Genomic DNA, 17,873 nt, shown 5'->3' with positions numbered 1-17,873 from the left:
AGGGTGGCACCCAAGGTGTTAACAAGTGGTTAGCACGTGTCAGATGGCCTTTCCGTCGCTGTCGAAGAAAGAGAGGCGGTTGCCGGGTGCGCCAAGCCCCACGGTTTCGCATTCCCTGACGGGGGTGTCGCCGTCGGTGCGCACAGTGATCCGCCCCGCCGGGCCCGCGTCGACGATAAGATAGGTGTCGGCACCGAGGTATTCGGCGACGTCCACCGTGCCGTCGATCATGCCGGTGCCCGGTGCCCCGATCTCGATATGTTCGGGGCGTACGCCCATCTTCGTGGCAGGCCGGGCGCCGGAATAGCTGCCGCCCCGTCCGCCGGGGAGGGTGAAGGCGCCATCCGCCGTCACGCAGTCGACGATGTTCATCTTGGGCGAGCCGATGAACTGCGCCACGAAGAGGTTGGCTGGGCGTTCGTACAGTTCGCGCGGAGTGCCGACCTGCGCGATGGTGCCATATTCGAGCACCACGATCCGGTCGGCGAGGGTCATCGCCTCCACCTGATCGTGGGTGACGTAGATCATCGTGCGCTTGAGGTTCTGGTGCAGCTTCGCGATCTCGTAGCGCATTTCGACGCGAAGCGCGGCATCGAGGTTCGACAAGGGTTCGTCGAAAAGAAACGCTGTCGGATCGCGCACGATGGAGCGCCCGATGGCGACGCGCTGGCGCTGGCCGCCGGACAGCGCCTTGGGGCGGCGGTCAAGATAGTCCTCGAGTTTCAGGATGCGGGCGGCCTCGCCTACCTTGGCCTCGATCTCGGCCCTGGGCGCGCCGGCGGTCTTGAGCGAGAAGCCCATGTTCTCGCCCACCGTCATGTGCGGGTAGAGGGCGTAGGACTGGAACACCATCGTGAGGCCACGCTTCGAGGGCGGATCGGCCGTCTTGTCATCACCATCGATCAGAAGCGCGCCACGCGAGATGTCTTCAAGCCCGCCGATCATCCTCAGAAGCGTGGATTTTCCGCAGCCCGAGGGGCCGACGAAGACGACGAATTCGCCGTCATCGATATCGAGGTCGATGCCCTTGATGATCTGGAGGTCGCCGAACCATTTCTCGACATGTCTGAGTGTGATCGCGCCCATCAGTCTTGTCCCGCCGATGGCGAGGCCCAGGCCAGCCAGACCGCCGCCGTCCATGTGAAATTCGCGCCTCCCGCCGGATGCCCATCAGTCGGATCGAAGTACTCATAGAACCCACCCGACCGGATCAGCTCCTCGGTCTCGCACCGCAGCCGCTCGGCCAGACCTGTCCGGCCGGTTTCGGTCAGCCCCCGCGCGATCAGCGCATTGACCACCGGCCATGACGGGCCACGCCAGTACCGCCGGGGCTCGAAACCAGAGGCCTCTGGATCGGCGGACGGGATACCGTACCTCACGCCATTCCAGGCCTTCAGAAGCCTTTCCTCAAGCCCTTCATGCTCGACCCGTGCGTAATAGGCCAGGAAAGCCGCCGAACTCAGGTTGTCCGCAAACCGCGCGGTTCGCAGATCCCTGGCGTCATAGGCGCCGAGAGACGGGTTCCACAGCCCCTCTGCCCCGGCGCGCAAGGTCGCGGCCATATCCTCGACTTCACCGGTATCGAGACCCAACTCGCGGCCAATTGCCGCCAGATCGTCATTGGCGCGCAAAAGGATGAAATGCATTCCCGGATCGGCGATCAGGAACGGCCCGTCATCGTAGATCGTCTGGTCGTCCCAGTTGCAGGCCTTGCCGAATTGTAGGATCGCCAGGTAGCGGTCGTAGTCCGCCTTACCCGGGCGCATCGCGGCATCCACATGGCCCAGATCCCGGCGTTCGTAGGCCCCCACTTTCGAGCCATCGACATTCGCCATGCCCATATCCCAGTCCGGGCAGTTGTCGCGCCCCGATTCCCATGGGTGCGTAACCGCCACCATCCCGTCGACGACGCGCCAGCGGTCGAACCAGCGATGCCAGTCGACCATCTTGGGATAGAGCGCGGCAAGCCGTTCGCGCCCCGCTTCGGGATCGGCTTCGTATATCCAGCGAGACAGCGTCGCCGCGACGGGCGGCTGGCTGATGCCCGAGGATGGAATCGGCCCCATGCCCTCGGTCCCCCAGACGCTGGGGCCAGGGAAATAGCCGGGATCGTCTTGGTGAAACAGGATGTGCGGCACCATGCCGGTGTCCCACTGACCCGAGAACAGAGTCTCGAGTTCTCTCCACGCTCGCTCGATGTCGAAGCTCGAGAAGCCCCAAGCGGCGAAGGCGCTGTCCCAGTTCCACTGGTAGGGGTAGAGCCCTGCCGTGGGCATGGTGTAGCCGCCCCTGTCATTGCCGCGCAGGATCGCGCGGGCCTGATCGTCGAGTGGGATATGATCCTGCGCACTCATCCTTTGACACTCCCGGCCGTCAGTCCTTTGGTCATGAAACGCTCAAGCCCGAGGAAGATCACCATGATGGGCACGGTTGCGATCACAGCCCCCGCCATCAGGTGCTGGCGGGGGATTTCCGAGGAGTTGAGCGAGGCGATGCCACGCGTGAGCGTGAATTTCGATGGGTCGTCGAGCAGCATGAACGCCAGCAGGAATTCGTTCCAGGCGATCATGAAGACGTAGAGCGAGACAGAGGCCAGCGCGGGCAGCGAGAGGGGCAGAGTGATCTTCCAGATCACAGCGAGGCGCGAGAGGCCGTCCATCAGCCCCGCTTCCTCAATCTCGGCGGGCAGGCCGCGGAAGTAGCCCTGCAGCATGTAGAGCGCGACCGGGATCGTGGTGACGGGGTAGATGAGCAGGATGCCGAAGATCGTGTTGCGGAGGCCGGCCATGCTGAAGGCGATGTAAATGGGTAGCGCCAGGACGATCATCGGGACCATGTAGATCAGGAGGATTGAGCGCGAGAAGGCCGCGCGTCCCCGGAAGCGCAGGCGCGCCACCGCATAGGCGCCTGGGATCGAGAAGGCGAGCGTCAGGAGCACCGTCAGGACGGAGACGTAGAAGGATGTCCAGAGGTAGCTGCCGAAGTTGAAGTCGGTGAAAAGCTCTTCATAGCTTCTGAAGAGGGACCAGCCCTGCGAGAGGTCGATGGAGAAATCGAGCGGGTTGGCCATGAGCTCGGCCTGGTTCTTCAGGCTGGTCATCACCATGACGTAGAAGGGGATGGCGACGATGGCGGTGAAGAAGATGTAGCCGAAGCCTGTAAGGAAGCGGATCACCGCGGCCTCGAATTCGTGCCGCGTGGCGCGGCCGAAGGGCAGGTCGCTGAGGATCTTTCGGAGTGAGACGGCCGTGGCCGCGAGGAAGGCGACCCAGGTGAGCGCGAGGGCGGTCGTGCCAAGCCCCTCGAAGGCGACGATCGCCGGGGAAAGGGCATAGAATGCGAGGGCAGGGACCACGGCGGTAATAGCGCTGAGCAGAAGGTGGCGCGCCCGGTCTTCGGCCCCCACGGGCAGAAGGGCAAGGCCTAGCCAGCCGCCGAGGAGGAGCGACGGCAGGAGCACGGGCCTCAGCCCCTCACCTGTGGAGAGGCTGACGATAATGCAGGCCACCACCGCCAGCGTGAAGGCCCAGAGCGCGCCGATGAGCGGCCCGGCGACGTATCCGTAGCGCAGGGCGCTCATAGCCCTTCCTCCCGGCTGACGTATTTGAAGAAGACGACCGAGAACAGGATCAGGCAGAGGAAGATCACGACCGCCACCGCCGCGCCTGCCCCGATATTGGAGACCGCGAAGGCCTGTTCATAGACGTTGACCGTGAGGGTGCGGGTTCCAGCATTGCCGCCTGTCAGAAGGAAGATGTCGTCGAACTTGTTGAACGTCCAGATGAAGCGCAGCAGGAAGAGGACCGAGAGGATGCCGAGAAGCTGGGGCAGCGAGAGATACCAGAATTTCTGGAAGGGTGAGGCGCCGTCCATGTCGGCGGCCTCGTACATGTCGCTGTCGATCGACTGCATCCGCGCGAGGATGAAGAGGAACGAGAGCGGGAAGTAGCGCCAGATCTCGAAAACCGTGACCATAATGAGGGCGAGCGGCCTTTCCCCGAAGAAATTGATGGCTTCGGTCGTGACGCCCATTTGCACGAGAAGCGCGTTGGCCGAGCCCGAAAAGGGATCGAAGAGGATGATCCAGGCGAAGGCGACCGCGATTACCGGTGCCACGTAGGGAAAGAGGTAGAGGCCGCGGAGGATGCCCTGGCCGCGAAATTCCTTGTTGAGCAGCATCGCCGCGAAAAGGCCGAAGACGAGCGCGCCCACGGTGCCGAAGACCGTGTAGAAGATGGTGACGCCAAGGACGCCCCAGAATTCGTCACCATCGAAGATGCGAGCGAAGTTTTCGCCTGTGAATTCGAAGTTGGTGAGGATGTTCTTGCCCGCGCCGGTCATCGCGGGAACGGAAGCTTCGGCGGCTTCTTCGATGGCGTCCTCGTTGCCCTGAAGCGTCACGGAGATCTCGATCTCGTCGCGGGCGCCGCCGTCGAGCGTGCCGAGATCGCAGGAGAGTGCCATGCCGGCAAGGGTGCAGCGGTCGTCCACCGTCACGGCCGTCAGCCCGTCGGGCAGCGTGTCGGCGAGCGTGACGTTCGAGATCACCTCGGATTGCGAGGAATTGCGGATCCGGTACTGGATGCGCAGATCGTCGCCTGAGCCGCGCAGTGCCTCGCGCACCACCGGGGCAGGCGGCCTCAGATCGGCGAGCCCCACGGGTTTGACGCTGATCCAGAAGATCGCGATGAGCGGCAGGATCACCACCGCCGAGACGATGGCAATCGTCGGCAGGAGGAGGCCCCAGGCAAGCCGCGCCTCGCGCTGCTGGAGTGCCCCCGTGCCGGTTGGCGGGGTCAGATCCGTCATGGCGATCTCCGGGATCGGTGGGCCGGGCGGCAGCGGGGCTGCCGCCCGGGTGTGGGGTTACTCGATCGCGCCGAGCTCTGCGTTCATCTTGGCCACGGCTTCGGAGGCGCCGATATCGCCGTCGATATACTCGCGGACGATCCGGTTGATGGCCTGGCTGTTGATGATCTTGGAGGCAAGCGCCAGCTGGCCGTCGGCCACGCCCCAGCGCTGGGCGACATCGAGGCCGCCCACGATTTCGTCGATCATCGAGGCGGCGTAGAGCTCGGAAAGCGGGGCCTTGCGATCGACGCCCACGTCGAGCTTCGACCAGGCATCGACGAAGGCCGTCGGGTTATCGGCGGTGCCGCGGCGAACCGGGAACTTGCCTTCGGGCGCGATCGACAGCGTCTGGGTATAACCCTGATCCATCGAGAACTGCACGAACTGCTGGGCCTCGTCGATGTCGGCATCGGCCGTGATCCCGAAGTAGCGCACGTCGCCCCAGGCCGCGCCATCGGGGTTCGACGGCCCGGCGAAGTTGGTAACGATGCCTGTGGCTGCTGCGAGATCCCGCGAGGTCGGATCGTCGTTGATCGTCGGCGGTGCGCTGTCGCGGAGGCCCGCGAGTTCATCGAGGATGAAGGGCGACCAGATGATCATCGCCGCGTCACCCGCGAAGTAGAGCGTGCGCGACTGATCCCAGTAGAGTTCGCCCGGGGGCGAAGCTTCGGCGATAGCCTTGTAGAATTCGAGCACTTCGGTGGTTTTCGCCTCGTCGAAGCCGGTGAAGCCGTCGGGCCCTACCGGCGTTGCGCCGTTGGCGAGGAAGACGTGTTCGAGCACCTGGCTCATGAAGTTCTCGTCAACCTTGGTGGCGGCGACGAAACCGAACATCTCGGGCGGGTTGTGGAGCTTTTCGATTGCCGCCAGCACGTTGGCGTAGGTGGTGGGCGCTTCGAGGCCGCTTTCGTCAAAAAGATCCTTCCGGTAGACGATCATCTGCGTCCAGCCGTCGACGGGCACGCTTGCCCAGCCGCCGTCGGTCTTCGCCATGTCGAGAGCGCCCGGGGCGAAGGTGTCGGTGCCGAGCGCCTCGATCACCTCGGTGGCCGCTTCGGCGTCGAGAATGCCGGCCTCGACCCAGGGCAGGGCGTATTGCAGGGTGTGATAGATGACATCGGGCAGATCGCCCGCTGCGAAGGCCGCCGTGGCGCGGGTGCCGAGATCGCTTTCGGTGACCGGGATCACCTCGACCGCGATGCCGGTATCGGCTTCGAAGGCCGTGGCCATTTCCTGCTGCTTGGCAAGGCGTTCGGGCTGTTCCTCGGTCGTCCAGAAGCGGATGTCGGCGGATGCCGCCGCCGCGGTCAGCGCAAGTCCCATCGAGGCCGTCGCGAGAAGGCGGGGTATCAGTCTTACGTTGCGATTTTTCATGGTCTTCCTCCCTGAAGTCTGGATTGGCTCAGTCTGTGGTCGGGGGCGCGGAGAGCATTCGCGCCAGTGCTTCGGATCTGTGTGCGGGCGGGCCGTCGGAACCGCCCACGCGCAGGTCGGCCTCGGCTGTTTCGCGCAAAGTTTCGGGGGCGGCGCCGCCGATGCGGCGGATCAGGAGTTCGGCAAGGCGTGCGCCGGCCATGCGGCTATCGACATGGAAGGTGGTGAGCGGCGGATCGACGAAGCCGCCTTCCGGGATCCCGTCATAGGAGATGATCGAAAGGTCGCGCCCGATCCGGAGGCCGAGGCGCTGGGCCGCGTCGTAGGCGCCGAGGGCGGCGGCGTCGACGGCGAAGACGATGGCGGTGGGCGGGCCGGGTTCGGCCAGGAGGCTTTCGACCGCCGCGGCCCCCGCTTGCCGTGTCATCGCGTTCCGGCGGATGAGGGTGGGGTCTTGGGGGAAGCCGTGGCTGTCGAGCCCGGCGAGAAAGCCGCCCTCGCGAAGCCGGCTGAAGTTGTATTCCGTGCCGCCGTTCACGAAGCCGATGCGCGTGTGGCCGTGGCCCGCCAGACGCGCGACCGCGGCGCGCATGGCGTCTTCGCCGAGGATATCGAACCAGGCGCAGCCGTCGGGGTCTTCGACGCGACCATAGAGGACGAAGGGCACGTCCATCTCGCGGAGAAGGCGCATGCGTGCATCCTGTGCGAATGTGCGGGGCAGGATGAAGCCGTCGGCCTTGCGTTCATCGACGAGGCGTTCGAGCGTTGTCAGCATCTCGGCGCCGCCGGGCGAGGTGGAGAGTGTCAGCGTCCAGGACTCTGCGCTGAGAGCGCGGGTGATGCCGGCGAGGAAATCCGACAGGAACGGGCGCTGCGCGCCCGGCACGTCGGTTTGCAGGACTAGGCCGATGGCGCGGCTGCGGCCGGTGCGGATCGCCTGGGCCTGGGCGAGGGGGCGATAGCCCATGCGCTGGGCCTGCGCCTGCACCCGGACGCGTGTGGAAGGAGAGATATCGGGATAGCCGTTCAGCGCCCGGCTGACCGTGCCTTTCGTCAGCCCGAGGGCATCGGCGACCTGCGAAATCGTGACACGCGCGCGCAATGGGCGCGCCCCGTCAGTGCGGATCTGGCTTGCCAATTGTTGAGTCCTCCCGAATCGCAGTGTCAGTTACGAAACCGGTTTCGGCAACAGGCATGCGTCAGCGCCTGACGGCGGCAGCATCTTCGGAGGACAGGAGGGGAAAAAAGGCGCGCCGGGACGGGCCCGGCGCGCAGGTGGCCTGAAATCAGGCGCTTCTGTAGAGTTTGGTCATCGAGAATTCCCGGTGACCCAATGCTTCGGCTGCCGTGTGGCGGCCATTGGCGGTGCGGCGGATCATTTCGATCAGCGCGTCGCCTGCTTCGTCGATCGTCATTTCGCGGCGAAGGATGCCGGAGACGTCGACATCGACATGTTCGCTCATGGTACGGACGGTCCGCGGGTTCGCGGTGATCTTGATCACCGGAACGATCGGGTTGCCGACCACGTTGCCCTGGCCCGTCGGGAAGGTGTGAATCACCGCGCCGCCCGCCGCCATTAGCGTCACGCATTCCGCGGCCGCCGAGGACGAATCCATGAAGTAGAGGCCGTTGCCCGAGGCCGGTGCTTCCGCCGGGCCAAGGATGTCAATGTACTGCGACGTGCGGCCGATCTTCTCGAGGTTGCCCAGTGCCTTTTCCTCGATCGTGGTGAGGCCGCCTTCGATGTTGCCCTTGGTGGGCTGGCTGTCGGAGAGGTCATCGGTCTGGTGGGCGAAGATGACGTCGTCCTGGTAGGCCTTCCACATCTTGTACCAGCGCTCGCCGACCTCTTCGTTGATCGCGCGTTTCTGGCAGATGTGCTCGGCACCCGTGATCTCGGACGTTTCGCCGAAGAAGCCGGTGATCCCTTCGGGCAGCAGCTTGTCGTACATGTTGCCGACCGTGGGGCAAGAGCCCAGGCCCGTCGTCGTGTCGCTTTCGCCGCATTTCGTCGAGACCCAGAGCTCGGAGACCGAGCATTCCTCGCGCTCGAGTTCGGTGGCCCAGTGCACGAATTCCTTCGCCTTCCAGCTAGCGGCGCGGATCGTTTCGAAATCGCCGTTCTGTTCGATCGAGAATTCCGCCACCGGCTTGCCGGTTTCGCGGATGCCGTCGGCGATGCGCTTCGTCCAGCCCGGTTCGATGCCGATCACGACCACGGCGGCGACGTTCGGGTTGGCGCCGGTGCCGATCATGGTGCGGAAGTGCAGTTCGAGATCTTCACCGAACTGAAGCCGCCCGTAGGCGTGCGGGATGGCGAGCGTGCCTTTGACGTTGTTTGCAACGGCCTCGACGGCAGCGTTGGAAATATCGTCGACCGGCAGGATGACGACGTGGTTGCGGACGCCGACGCGGCCGTTTTCGCGCCGGTATCCCTTGAAGGTGATGTTTCCGTATTTCGAGCTCATCGCGTCGATCCTTACCAGCGCTTGGTTTTGCAGTTGTGGGTATGGACGTGGCCGCCCTGCGGGATGTCGGCGATGATCTTGCCGATGTCCTCGCCGTATTTCATGGCCGTGTCGCCTTCCTTCAGATCCTTCAGCGCGATCTTGTGCCCGATCGGCACGTCGGCGCCCGCGGTCAGGCGGAAGGTCGAGTTGTCGTGGGTCACACAGCACAGCATGTCGGTGCCGGCCGTGAGACCCTCCACCACGACCACACCGACGTTGTCGGCATGTTCATGGACGAGAAGGTGCGGGATTTCAGCCATCTGAGGTCTCCTGTCAGTCAAGGCTTGAGTATGATCTTCGGGGCCGCCACGGCGCCCGAGCGGATATCGGCGAAGGCGCGCGCGCCGTCGGAAAGCGGCCGCGTCTCGACCCAGTCGAGTATGCCGAGCCGTCCGTCGAACATCGCGGCCGCGGTGTCACGGAAATCCTGCGCCGTATAGGTGTAGGTTCCGATGAAGGAGATTTCCTGCAGCGTCATGCGGCGGATATCAAGCCCGCCGGCAGAGCTGCCGAGCCCGATGTGGACGATGACGCCGCCCGGGGCCACGAGGGCCGATGCCTGGGCGCGGGTGGGTTCGATCCCGACGCCGTCGATCACGATGTTGAAGCGGCCATCCGCGGGCACGGCGTCTGGGGTCGTGACTTCGAATTCCGCGCGGTCCTTCAGATAGGCGCTGCGCACCGCGTTGGGCTCGACAAGCGTGACGTCTGCAATGCCCTGCGCCTTGAGGCTCAAGGCTGCGCCGACACCGATTGCGCCGCCGCCTATCACGAGCGCGGGGCCCGCCGCGCCGGCGGCGCGCGCCATCCGCACCGCGTGCCAGCCGCAGGCAATCGGTTCGGCCAGGGCCGCCTGATCGGGGGTGACGTGATCCGGGACGGGCACGAGATTGCGTTCCGGAAGTGAGACCATTTCGGCAAACCCGCCCTCGCGGGGCGGCATGGAGATGATCTGGCGCGTGGTGCAAAGGTTGTCGCGGCCTTCGCGGCAGTAGCGGCATGTACCGCAGGTGACGAGCGGGTTGATGGTGACACGCGCGCCGGAATCACCGCGCAGCCCGGCCACTTCGTGACCGAGGATCAGCGGCGCCGGCCGCCGTTCGTCATGGCCGAGATAGGCGTGCATGTCGGAGCCGCAGATGCCGACGCTTTCAACCGAAATGACCGGCGCGCCATCCATGGGCGCGGGATCTGCCGCATCCTCGTACGCGAGGGTTTCGGGGCCTTTGTAGACAAGTGCCTTCATTTCGCGGTGAACCCCCCGTCGACCATGAGGATCTGGCCGGTCACGTAGTCGGACGCCCGGCTGCAGAGGAAAAGAAGCGGGCCGTCGATATCCTCGGGCGCGCCGTTGCGGCCCATGCAGGTCTGATCGGCAAGCTTGCCGGCAAGCGCCTCGTTTTCGAAGACGCGGGCCGTGAGTTCGGTGCGGAAAAAGCCGGGGCCGAGCGCGTTCGCCGTGATCCCCGCACCCGACCAGGCCTCGGCCATGGCGCGGGTCATCTGGGCGACGCCGCCTTTGCTGGCGCCGTAGGCGATGCCGCCCGGGAAGGCGCGGAAGGATTGGAGGGAGGCAAAGTTGACGATCCGGCCCCAGCCCTTCTCGCGCATGGCGGGAACGAAGCACTGGCTGAGAAAGAAGGGGGCGGTGAGGTTGACCGCAAGCGTCTTGTCCCAGCCTTCCGGGGTTACGTCATCGGCCGGTTCGCGAGTGTTGAGCCCGGCGGCATGGATTACGATATCGGGGGCGCCGTAGGGAGCGGCGATCCGGTCGGCGAGGGCGGCGAGCCCGTCGCGATCGGCCACGTCGCCGGTGACGGCGGCTGTCTGGCCCCCGGCTTCCGCCTGCCACGCGTCGAGCGCATCGGCGCGGCGGGCGACGCCCACCACGCGCGCCCCGGCTTCCGCCAGCACCGTTGCCGCGCGCCGTCCGAGCCCTGAGCTTGCGCCCGTGACGCAGGCGACGCGGCCCGCGACGCCGAAGAGGCTGGCAGAGGCGGCGTCGTCAGCCATCGGCGGAGAGATCGAATGTCTCGTCCGGGAAGTACTTCTTCAGACGGATGTCGGCGGTCCGGGCGTGGCCTTCCATGCCTTCGAGGCGCGCGATCCGGGCTGTCGCCTCTGCCACGGGTTTCGCGCCTTCGCGCGTTGCCCGCTGCCAGGTGACGATCTTCATGTACTTGTGGACCGAGAGGCCGCCCGTATAGCTGGCCGCGCCTGAAGTGGGCAGCACGTGGTTCGTGCCAGAGGCCTTGTCGCCGAAGGCGACGGTGGTTTCCTCGCCCAGGAAGAGGGAGCCGTAGCAGGAAAGCCGGTCGAGCCACCAGTCGAGGTCTTTGGCCTGGACCGTCAGGTGTTCGGGCGCGTAGTCGTCCGAGCAGGCCGCCATCTCCTCGCGGTCGCCGCAGAGGATCACCTCGGCATAATCGCGCCACGCGGCGGTGGCGTTGTCGCGGTTCACCTCGGGCAGATCGTCGATCAGGCGCGGTACGATTTCCATCACCTCTTCGGCAAGAGGCCGGTGATCGGTGACGAGCCAGACCGGCGAGTTGTACCCATGTTCCGCCTGGCCGACGAGATCGGTGGCGACGACCATCGCGTCAGCCGTCTTGTCGGCGAGGATGAGGCTGTCGGTAGGGCCGGCAATCATGTCGATGCCAACGCGGCCGAAGAGCATGCGCTTGGCTTCGGCCACGAACTGGTTGCCGGGGCCGACGAGGATGTTGGCCTTGGGCAGGCCGAAAAGCCCGAAGGTCATGGCCGCGACGCCCTGGACGCCGCCCATGGCAAGGATCTTGTCGGCGCCGCAGACATGGGCGGCGTAGATGATGGCCGGAGCAATGCCCACGTCGGGGCGCGGCGGGGAGCAGGCGACGATATGCTTGCAGCCCGCGACCTTGGCCGTCGTGACCGTCATGATGGCGCTTGCGATGTGGCTGTAGCGGCCGCCCGGGACATAGCAGCCAGCCGCGTTTACCGGGATTGCCTTCTGGCCTGCGATGAGGCCCGGCACCACCTCGGTTTCGAAATCCGCGACGGTGGAGAGTTGCGCCTCGGCGAATTTCTTGACGTTCGCGTGGCTGAACTGGATGTCGCGCTTGAGCTTTTCCGGCACGAGATCAGCTGCTGCCGCGATCGCTGCGTCGGACAAGAGGATCTCACCTTCGTACTTGTCGAACTTCGCGGCGTATTCGAGGGCCGCCGCATCCCCGCCCGCTTCGATATCGTCCAGGATCCCGCGGACGATACGCTTTGTCTCTGATGCATCGCTCTTCGACGTGAGTGTTGCCTTCTTTAGGTACTCTCGGGGCATGTGGGCATCCTGATCTGAGTAGCGGAATGGTACATGGCGCGTCGCCAGCCGTCCGAAACGGGGCGAGTCGGCATCTATGTAAGCGCTTACATCGGCGCACGCAATCACTGTTAGCGGTAGCGCCGGGAAAATCCTGCGTCAGGGAGCGGAATGGGCCAGCGCGCGGTCAGTCGGGCCGGAAGGTGTCGGGCGCAAGGTGGATCATCGCCTCCTCCAAAACCAGATCGCCGAGACGGCGAAGGATTTCGCTCGCCTGGGTGCTGGCCTGCCAATGCAGGGCGACGCGGACCGCTTTGCCTGGAATGAGCTCGATCAGATCACCCGTCTCGATCCGAGGTGCTGCGTCAATGCTGGGCAAGAGGCCCCAGGCTACGCCCCTGAGGCAGCAGGCAAGATAGCCCTCGTAGGAGGGGATCATATGGGTGGAGACCTGCGCCGCCTCGCCGAAGCACAACATCATCCACTGCTCCTGGATTGTATCCTTCCGGTCGAAGGCGAGGACGACCGACTCGCGGATGGCATCCAGATCGACGCCGCCGGAAAAGTGTTCGCTGTGGTATTCGGGCGAGGCGACGGCAAGATAATCCATCGATCCGAGAGAGACGCGCCGGCAGCCCTGTACCGGTTTCTCGCTGGCTGTGACCACGGCGAGCGCATCGCCCGACTTGAGGCTTTGCTCCGTATGTTCCTGATCGTCGGGGATGATGTCGAAACGCACACTGAGTTCATCGACCGCGCGGCGGATCACGCCGGGAAACCAGGTGGCGAGGCTGTCGTTGTTGACGGAGATCCGGATCGTCGCGGCGGAGGCCCCCGAGGATCCCGCAAGCGCGCTCATCCGGTCGCTGAGTTCGTGTTGCAGAAGCGTCACCTGTTCGATGTGACGGCAAAGCTGCAATCCCGCCTCTGTCGGGACGCAGGGGCGGCCCCGGACGATCAGGACAGAGCCGACCTTTTCCTCAAGCTGTTTGATTCGCTGGCTGACCGCCGATTGGGTGACGTTGAGTGATCTTGCGGCAGCGTCGAACCTGCCTTCTCTGACAACTGCAGCGAGAGCGACGAGTGCATCGTAGTCAAATTGCAACATATGGAGCGCGCCTAAAATTAGATCGGCTTATTCTTTTTGGCCGTCGTTTCAAATTGTACGTAACTTTATCCACAGATGTACAGAAGTTTGTAAATCTGCATTAGCCAGCCTGATTGGTATTTCCGCAACCCACAGGTGTTGCTCGGAAACAATATTCTCTTCTGGGTTTGACTGTTTCAATTTCGTGGTCTGACAACTCGGGGGGGCTGATGTCTGGTAAAAGTGTTCGTGAGCGGTTCATGCGGTGCTTCGTCGGTATGGAGCGCTACTCTCGCTGGGCCGCCTGGGCCATGGTCGCGCTATACGTCCTACAGGCGATCGCGGGCATGGCGGTGGGAGCCTATCTGCTATCGCTGCCGGTGACGGTCGGAACAGTCGCGCTGATGGTGCTTACTGCGCTTTTCATCGGGACGCGGCTGCGCGGGCTGAACAATATCGTGCACGAGTGCTGTCACTCGACCTTCTCGGGACATCGGGAGGACAACGTCCGGATCGGAAAGTTCTGTTCGGCGCTGCTGACCGGGTGTTTCAGGCAGTACAAGGACGATCACCTGTCGCATCACGCGCATCTCGGCGATTACGCCCATGACGCCGAGCTTGCGGTGATCGAGAAATTCCGTCTGCACGACCCGCTGACCCTGAAAACCATTCTGCGGCATTTCGTGACGCCCCTGTTCGGCCGTCATCTGCCGGCCTACTCAGGCATCAACTTTTCGCGCGACGACGGGCGGTTCTGGTTCGGTGTGAAGATCGCGTTTCTTGTCGCGATTGCGGTTTTCTCAGTCTTCTATCCGCTGGTGTCGATCTTCTTCGTGCTGATCCCGCTGTTCTATGTTTTCCCGACGCTGAACTTCTGGACCGACTGCCTCGATCATGCGGGGCTCGTGGGTTCTGATGACGAGCTGACGGCGTCGCGCAATGTGCTGGCGCCCGCGCCTATCCGGCTTCTGTTCTTTCCGCGGAATGACTGCTTTCACCTGGTGCACCACCTGTTCCCGCAGGTGCCGGCGCGCCACCTCGACAAGGCGCACGAGGCCCTGTGTGCCGATCCCGATTACGCGGCCAAGCCGATGGCGGCGCGGCCTGCGCATCTGGGGTTCGCAAACATGCTTTCCGGTTCCTTGGCGCCGCTCCAGACCGTTGATGCGGGCAAATAGGCCAATGGGGGTGGCCTGCCCCGGCTCAACCACCGGATCGATGCCAATGGAGTAAAGAGTAAGGGGTCGCCAATGGCGACCCCGTTTACTATCCGGATGCGCGAAGGCCCCGGTCAAAAAAATCTTCTGTCAATCTGGCTTGGTTTGGTTGAGTGGAATGGCTGATGGCGATGTCAGTTTCTGGTGTGGAGGCGGACGCGCATGTGGTGATGCGCGCCTGCCCTGTCCACGGTCACTTTGGCCGCTGTGATGCCCGAGGTTCTTGCCGTCCGAAGAACGAGAGACTGCAAGAGGTAGATATGTTCGCTGAGAGAGGCCTCTGTTTTTCCCGCGACCATGTCTTCCAGATGGAGAATGTCGAACGCATCGCGACCAAGGTAATGCGTCAGTTCCATCATTGCCGCGAGTGTTTTCATGGTCCCCTGTCCCTCGAGGTCCATGACATCCGCGGCCATCAGATTGAGCGGCCGTTCCGGCCAGCTCAGATTGGCGAGGTCCCGTAATTCGCCGGTTTCCGCAGCCCGCGTTTTCAGCGGCTGCGATGCGGGTCCGTCAAGCGTTGCTCCAGCCGGGAACCCTGCGCAAGCACGGATCTGATGCGGCCCTTCCTGAACCGTCAGTTTGGTATGAGCGATCTGCATCATGTCCGTGTCCTATTCGTTCGTGTGTTCCGAGGAACCGTTTTTTTGCTTTCATCAGTTTAGCGAATGCAAGGTTAACGGCTGAGCGCTTTATTGTTCCCGGGCAGGCGCCAATGCGGGGGCAGGAGGCCGGACTATCGAATGCCGTTTTGGAGAATGTGGCAGCAATTGGGCATCTGCGAAATAGGCCCTAATTGCGCATTAGCGGATCTGAATTCGCGTGGGTTTCCCTGGGGATTTCCCGGCGGGGTGATTCGCGTATCGGCACGGCCTGGGAGCTTGCCGAAGAAGGCTGCAGGCGCGTCGCGTGCCCGTGGCGGGAAAGAGAAGGGGCGCCGTGGTGGCGCCCCTGAGCCGTTTGTGGAGCTTGACAGCGTGCCGGTCTGCCGACCGGCGGCAAATCAGCCGAAGGCCTGAACGACATATGGGTGGATGATGCCCGAGAGCGCGATGGAGATGCCCATCGGGAATGTGCCCGTCTCGCGCAGCGAGACCCATTCGGTGTTTGCGGGCCAGGGGATCGTCCGCAGTGTCAGGATCAGGGCGATCCCCGCAAGCATGGAGGCTGAGAACCCGAGCCCGTAGAGGGACAGCGTTCCACTGGGGATGAACAGGAAAAGGACCGACAGGATCTTGATATCCCCGCCGCCGAACCAGCGCATCATGAAGGCGCCGATGCCGAGGACGAAGACGATTGCGGCCATCATCAGGCGGGCGACGATTTCGGAACCGGGAAGCAGCGGCATCGTCAGTACGAAGATCGCGAGGCCGGCCAGGCTTATCCAGTTGGGAATGCGCATGAGGCGCATGTCGAAGAAGGCCACGAACACGAGAAGGGGGGCCAGCAAAAGCAGTGGGATCAGTTCCATGAAGTCGGGCTCCTACGCGACTGCGTCTCTGAGCTTTTCGATTTCCGGGATCGGAGAAAGAAGCTTGTAGAGGAGTTCGGAATGGCTGTTCGTCCCCGTCTTCAGATAAACGCTTCTGAGATGGGAGCGCAGGGTCGAACGCGAGATCCTGAGTTCGTCGATGATATGCTGTTTCGACAGGCCGCGGCTCAGCAGAAGGCATACGCGGAATTCAGCACGGCTCAGCTTGGCGGGATTGTCGCAGCCGAGGATCGGCGCAGAGGTTCCCGTATTGTCCGGTGCCTTGCGGCGGAGCATGGCATCGGTGAAGAGACCGGGTTTCCGGTTTGCCCAGGTCCGGGTGAGCGTCGACACCACCGTGTTGAGGATCGCATAGCCATCGGGGCCAAGCGGGTTGGCGAAGTGGAACTCGAGGAAATCGAGTGACTTGTCGGAGGTCGCGATCGGCACCACCGCCAGTTCGGTCAGCCGGCGCTTCGAGTGGAAATCGGTCAGGGCCGGGTCATGATCGGCGACCATGGACTTGAACCAGACGCTGCCCGGTTTGGCGCTCACGAAATAATTGCCCAGCATCGTACGGGCGAAGGACCGGTCGAGCCGCGGTGCCGACGTCTTCTGCGGAAGCTTGTCGTAGACGATCGAGACGCTTTCGCCGTAGGTGTCGCGCGAAGAGCGCGACAGCGCGATGGCTTCTGCGTTCACTCCTTCCGCAAGGAGCTGCAGCGCCTCGTTCAGCGTGTCTTTCCCTTGAAGGCACTCGCACCAAGTTGCGATCGCGCCAATGATCCCCAAATCGCCCGGATTAAGCGACCCAAAGGGACTATTACCGTACACTTGTCCCATCACGCACCCCTACTTCCGGACCCCCATCCGGTATGGTTACTGCTCGGGATGCCTCAGTTTTGTGGCCGTTTTTCGACCTTGCGCCCAAGTATTTGGGCGATGCCGATTTGTGTCAACAGTTGGGCTCAACTTGGTCAGAATCCGGCAAACATTCAACCCATAGTTGTAATTTGACGTTCGGTTGTGATGCTCTGGATCCACAACTGTTGCCGGATCGACCGATTGTTCGCCTCACTCGATGTAGAAGCGAAAGTAGCGAAGGACCGTGGGCCCGATCGAGAGAAGAATCAACGAGGGCAACATGAGGGAGGCCAGGACAAGCGACATCTTGACCGGAAGCTTGTTCGCCATCTCCTGCGCCTTTGTTTCGCGGTAGTCGCGCATTTCCTTGGCGTAGGTGGTCAGGGCCTCGGACATAGATGTGCCGAACTGTATTGACTGGTGCACAACGTTGGCGAAGGAATGGACGACCTCGACACCGCAGCGATCCGCCATGTCGCGCATAGCGCGCTGACGATCCCGCCCGGCGGCGACCTGGCGCTGCACTGTCAGGAATTCGAAGGCGATCTCTGGCGAGACCTCCGCCAGTTCGTTCCCGACGCGGGTCATCGCGGCATCGAAGCCGAGGCCGGCCTCCACCGAGACCTGCAGCAGGTCGAGCGCGTTGGGGAACGTCTCCTGAATGCGCAGCTTGCGTTCCTTGATCCGGCTGCCCAGCCAGGCGGCTGGAAGCTGGTATCCAGCCAGCGTGAGGGCAATGACCGCGAAGATGATGGTCTCGTTCGACATGTTCGCAACGCCGTCGGCACCCGGGATCGAAATCCCCGGGGTCCGTCCGACAAAGAGCAGAGTGACGAGGATCATCGGAAACAGCAGACCGAGGAAGATGCGGATCGCAATGAACTTGCGCATCGTTGCCGGGTGCGGAAAACCCGCCTGAGCAAGTTGCCGCTGAAGTTCCGACCGCTTCCCTTCATCAGCGGGGATGAAGGTCTTGAGAAAGCCCTTCGGGTCAAATTCCGGGCCCTGCAAGATGCCGCGGTTCTGCCGGTTCTGCAGTTTGACGTTCGCCGCCGCGATGCGATCCGCCGCCGGATCCTTGGATGTGACCGACGAGGTTAAGCCGTAGAAGATCAGGAAGCATGCGACCGCGACGCCGAGCATGATGATCAGGTCCGTTTCACCGTCGAAGCGTAGGATCAGTTCATTAATAAAATCTTGCATATAA

The 17,873-nt window shown here is 63.4% G+C and carries 17 protein-coding genes; 1 reads left to right on the top strand and 16 read right to left on the bottom strand.

The features are described from left to right. Positions 1-39: 39 nt before the first annotated feature. From RXV90_RS21970 to RXV90_RS21915, 12 genes are all read right to left on the bottom strand, one after another. Positions 40-1,086, bottom strand: coding sequence for an ABC transporter ATP-binding protein (locus RXV90_RS21970; protein ID WP_316651860.1), 1,047 nt, complete (start codon positions 1,084-1,086; stop codon positions 40-42). Next, positions 1,086-2,354 carry an MGH1-like glycoside hydrolase domain-containing protein gene (locus RXV90_RS21965; protein WP_316651858.1) on the bottom strand — a complete coding sequence of 423 codons (1,269 nt, stop codon included), beginning with the start codon at positions 2,352-2,354 and terminating at the stop codon, positions 1,086-1,088. The genes RXV90_RS21970 and RXV90_RS21965 overlap by 1 nt, the downstream gene beginning before the upstream one ends. Continuing rightward, a complete protein-coding gene (locus RXV90_RS21960; RefSeq protein WP_316651856.1) occupies positions 2,351-3,580 on the bottom strand; it encodes a carbohydrate ABC transporter permease in 1,230 nt (409 codons plus the stop codon). Before RXV90_RS21960 ends, RXV90_RS21965 begins: the two co-directional genes overlap by 4 nt. Continuing rightward, a complete protein-coding gene (locus tag RXV90_RS21955; protein WP_316651854.1) occupies positions 3,577-4,809 on the bottom strand; it encodes a carbohydrate ABC transporter permease in 1,233 nt (410 codons plus the stop codon). Before RXV90_RS21955 ends, RXV90_RS21960 begins: the two co-directional genes overlap by 4 nt. A gap of 57 nt (positions 4,810-4,866) precedes the next feature. Beyond that, positions 4,867-6,225: an ABC transporter substrate-binding protein gene (locus tag RXV90_RS21950; protein ID WP_316651851.1), complete on the bottom strand. Its 1,359-nt coding sequence runs from the start codon at positions 6,223-6,225 to the stop codon at positions 4,867-4,869. Between the two features lie 28 nt (positions 6,226-6,253). Beyond that, positions 6,254-7,327 (bottom strand): LacI family DNA-binding transcriptional regulator, encoded by a 1,074-nt coding sequence (locus tag RXV90_RS21945; protein WP_316651848.1) that lies wholly within the window; start codon positions 7,325-7,327, stop codon positions 6,254-6,256. Between the two features lie 184 nt (positions 7,328-7,511). Continuing rightward, positions 7,512-8,693 carry a UxaA family hydrolase gene (locus RXV90_RS21940; RefSeq protein WP_316651847.1) on the bottom strand — a complete coding sequence of 394 codons (1,182 nt, stop codon included), beginning with the start codon at positions 8,691-8,693 and terminating at the stop codon, positions 7,512-7,514. 11 nt (positions 8,694-8,704) lie between these two features. Beyond that, positions 8,705-8,995 (bottom strand): UxaA family hydrolase, encoded by a 291-nt coding sequence (locus RXV90_RS21935; protein WP_316651845.1) that lies wholly within the window; start codon positions 8,993-8,995, stop codon positions 8,705-8,707. Positions 8,996-9,012: 17 nt separating this feature from the next. Further along, on the bottom strand, positions 9,013-9,981 hold the full coding sequence (locus RXV90_RS21930; RefSeq protein WP_316651843.1) for an alcohol dehydrogenase catalytic domain-containing protein: 969 nt from the start codon (positions 9,979-9,981) through the stop codon (positions 9,013-9,015). After that, positions 9,978-10,748 carry an SDR family NAD(P)-dependent oxidoreductase gene (locus tag RXV90_RS21925; RefSeq protein WP_316651840.1) on the bottom strand — a complete coding sequence of 257 codons (771 nt, stop codon included), beginning with the start codon at positions 10,746-10,748 and terminating at the stop codon, positions 9,978-9,980. The genes RXV90_RS21930 and RXV90_RS21925 overlap by 4 nt, the downstream gene beginning before the upstream one ends. Continuing rightward, positions 10,741-12,048, bottom strand: coding sequence for a histidinol dehydrogenase (gene hisD / locus RXV90_RS21920; RefSeq protein ID WP_316651838.1), 1,308 nt, complete (start codon positions 12,046-12,048; stop codon positions 10,741-10,743). Before hisD ends, RXV90_RS21925 begins: the two co-directional genes overlap by 8 nt. Positions 12,049-12,214: 166 nt before the next feature. Continuing rightward, positions 12,215-13,135, bottom strand: coding sequence for a LysR family transcriptional regulator ArgP (locus RXV90_RS21915; protein WP_316651836.1), 921 nt, complete (start codon positions 13,133-13,135; stop codon positions 12,215-12,217). A 209-nt stretch (positions 13,136-13,344) separates the two neighbouring features. On the opposite strand from RXV90_RS21915, the gene RXV90_RS21910 reads away from it, so the two are divergent. Beyond that, positions 13,345-14,292, top strand: coding sequence for a fatty acid desaturase family protein (locus RXV90_RS21910; protein WP_316651834.1), 948 nt, complete (start codon positions 13,345-13,347; stop codon positions 14,290-14,292). Between the two features lie 173 nt (positions 14,293-14,465). Here RXV90_RS21910 and RXV90_RS21905 read toward each other — a convergent pair whose 3' ends face one another. The 4 genes from RXV90_RS21905 to RXV90_RS21890 form a co-directional block, all read right to left on the bottom strand. Next, complete coding sequence (locus RXV90_RS21905) at positions 14,466-14,936, bottom strand: hypothetical protein (RefSeq protein ID WP_316651832.1); 471 nt, start codon at positions 14,934-14,936, stop codon at positions 14,466-14,468. A gap of 398 nt (positions 14,937-15,334) precedes the next feature. Continuing rightward, positions 15,335-15,802, bottom strand: a complete 468-nt coding sequence (locus RXV90_RS21900; RefSeq protein ID WP_316651830.1) for a prepilin peptidase — start codon at positions 15,800-15,802, stop codon at positions 15,335-15,337. A gap of 12 nt (positions 15,803-15,814) precedes the next feature. Then, positions 15,815-16,645, bottom strand: coding sequence for a helix-turn-helix transcriptional regulator (locus RXV90_RS21895; protein WP_316651828.1), 831 nt, complete (start codon positions 16,643-16,645; stop codon positions 15,815-15,817). Positions 16,646-16,876: 231 nt separating this feature from the next. After that, on the bottom strand, positions 16,877-17,869 hold the full coding sequence (locus RXV90_RS21890; RefSeq protein WP_316651826.1) for a type II secretion system F family protein: 993 nt from the start codon (positions 17,867-17,869) through the stop codon (positions 16,877-16,879). Between the last annotated feature and the right edge of the window lie 4 nt (positions 17,870-17,873).

It is taken from the genome of Ovoidimarina sediminis, assembly GCF_032586175.1.
In the GTDB taxonomy this organism is placed as follows: Bacteria; Pseudomonadota; Alphaproteobacteria; order Rhodobacterales; family Rhodobacteraceae; genus Ovoidimarina; species Ovoidimarina sediminis.
This window is presented reverse-complemented; position numbering and strand designations above follow the sequence as displayed.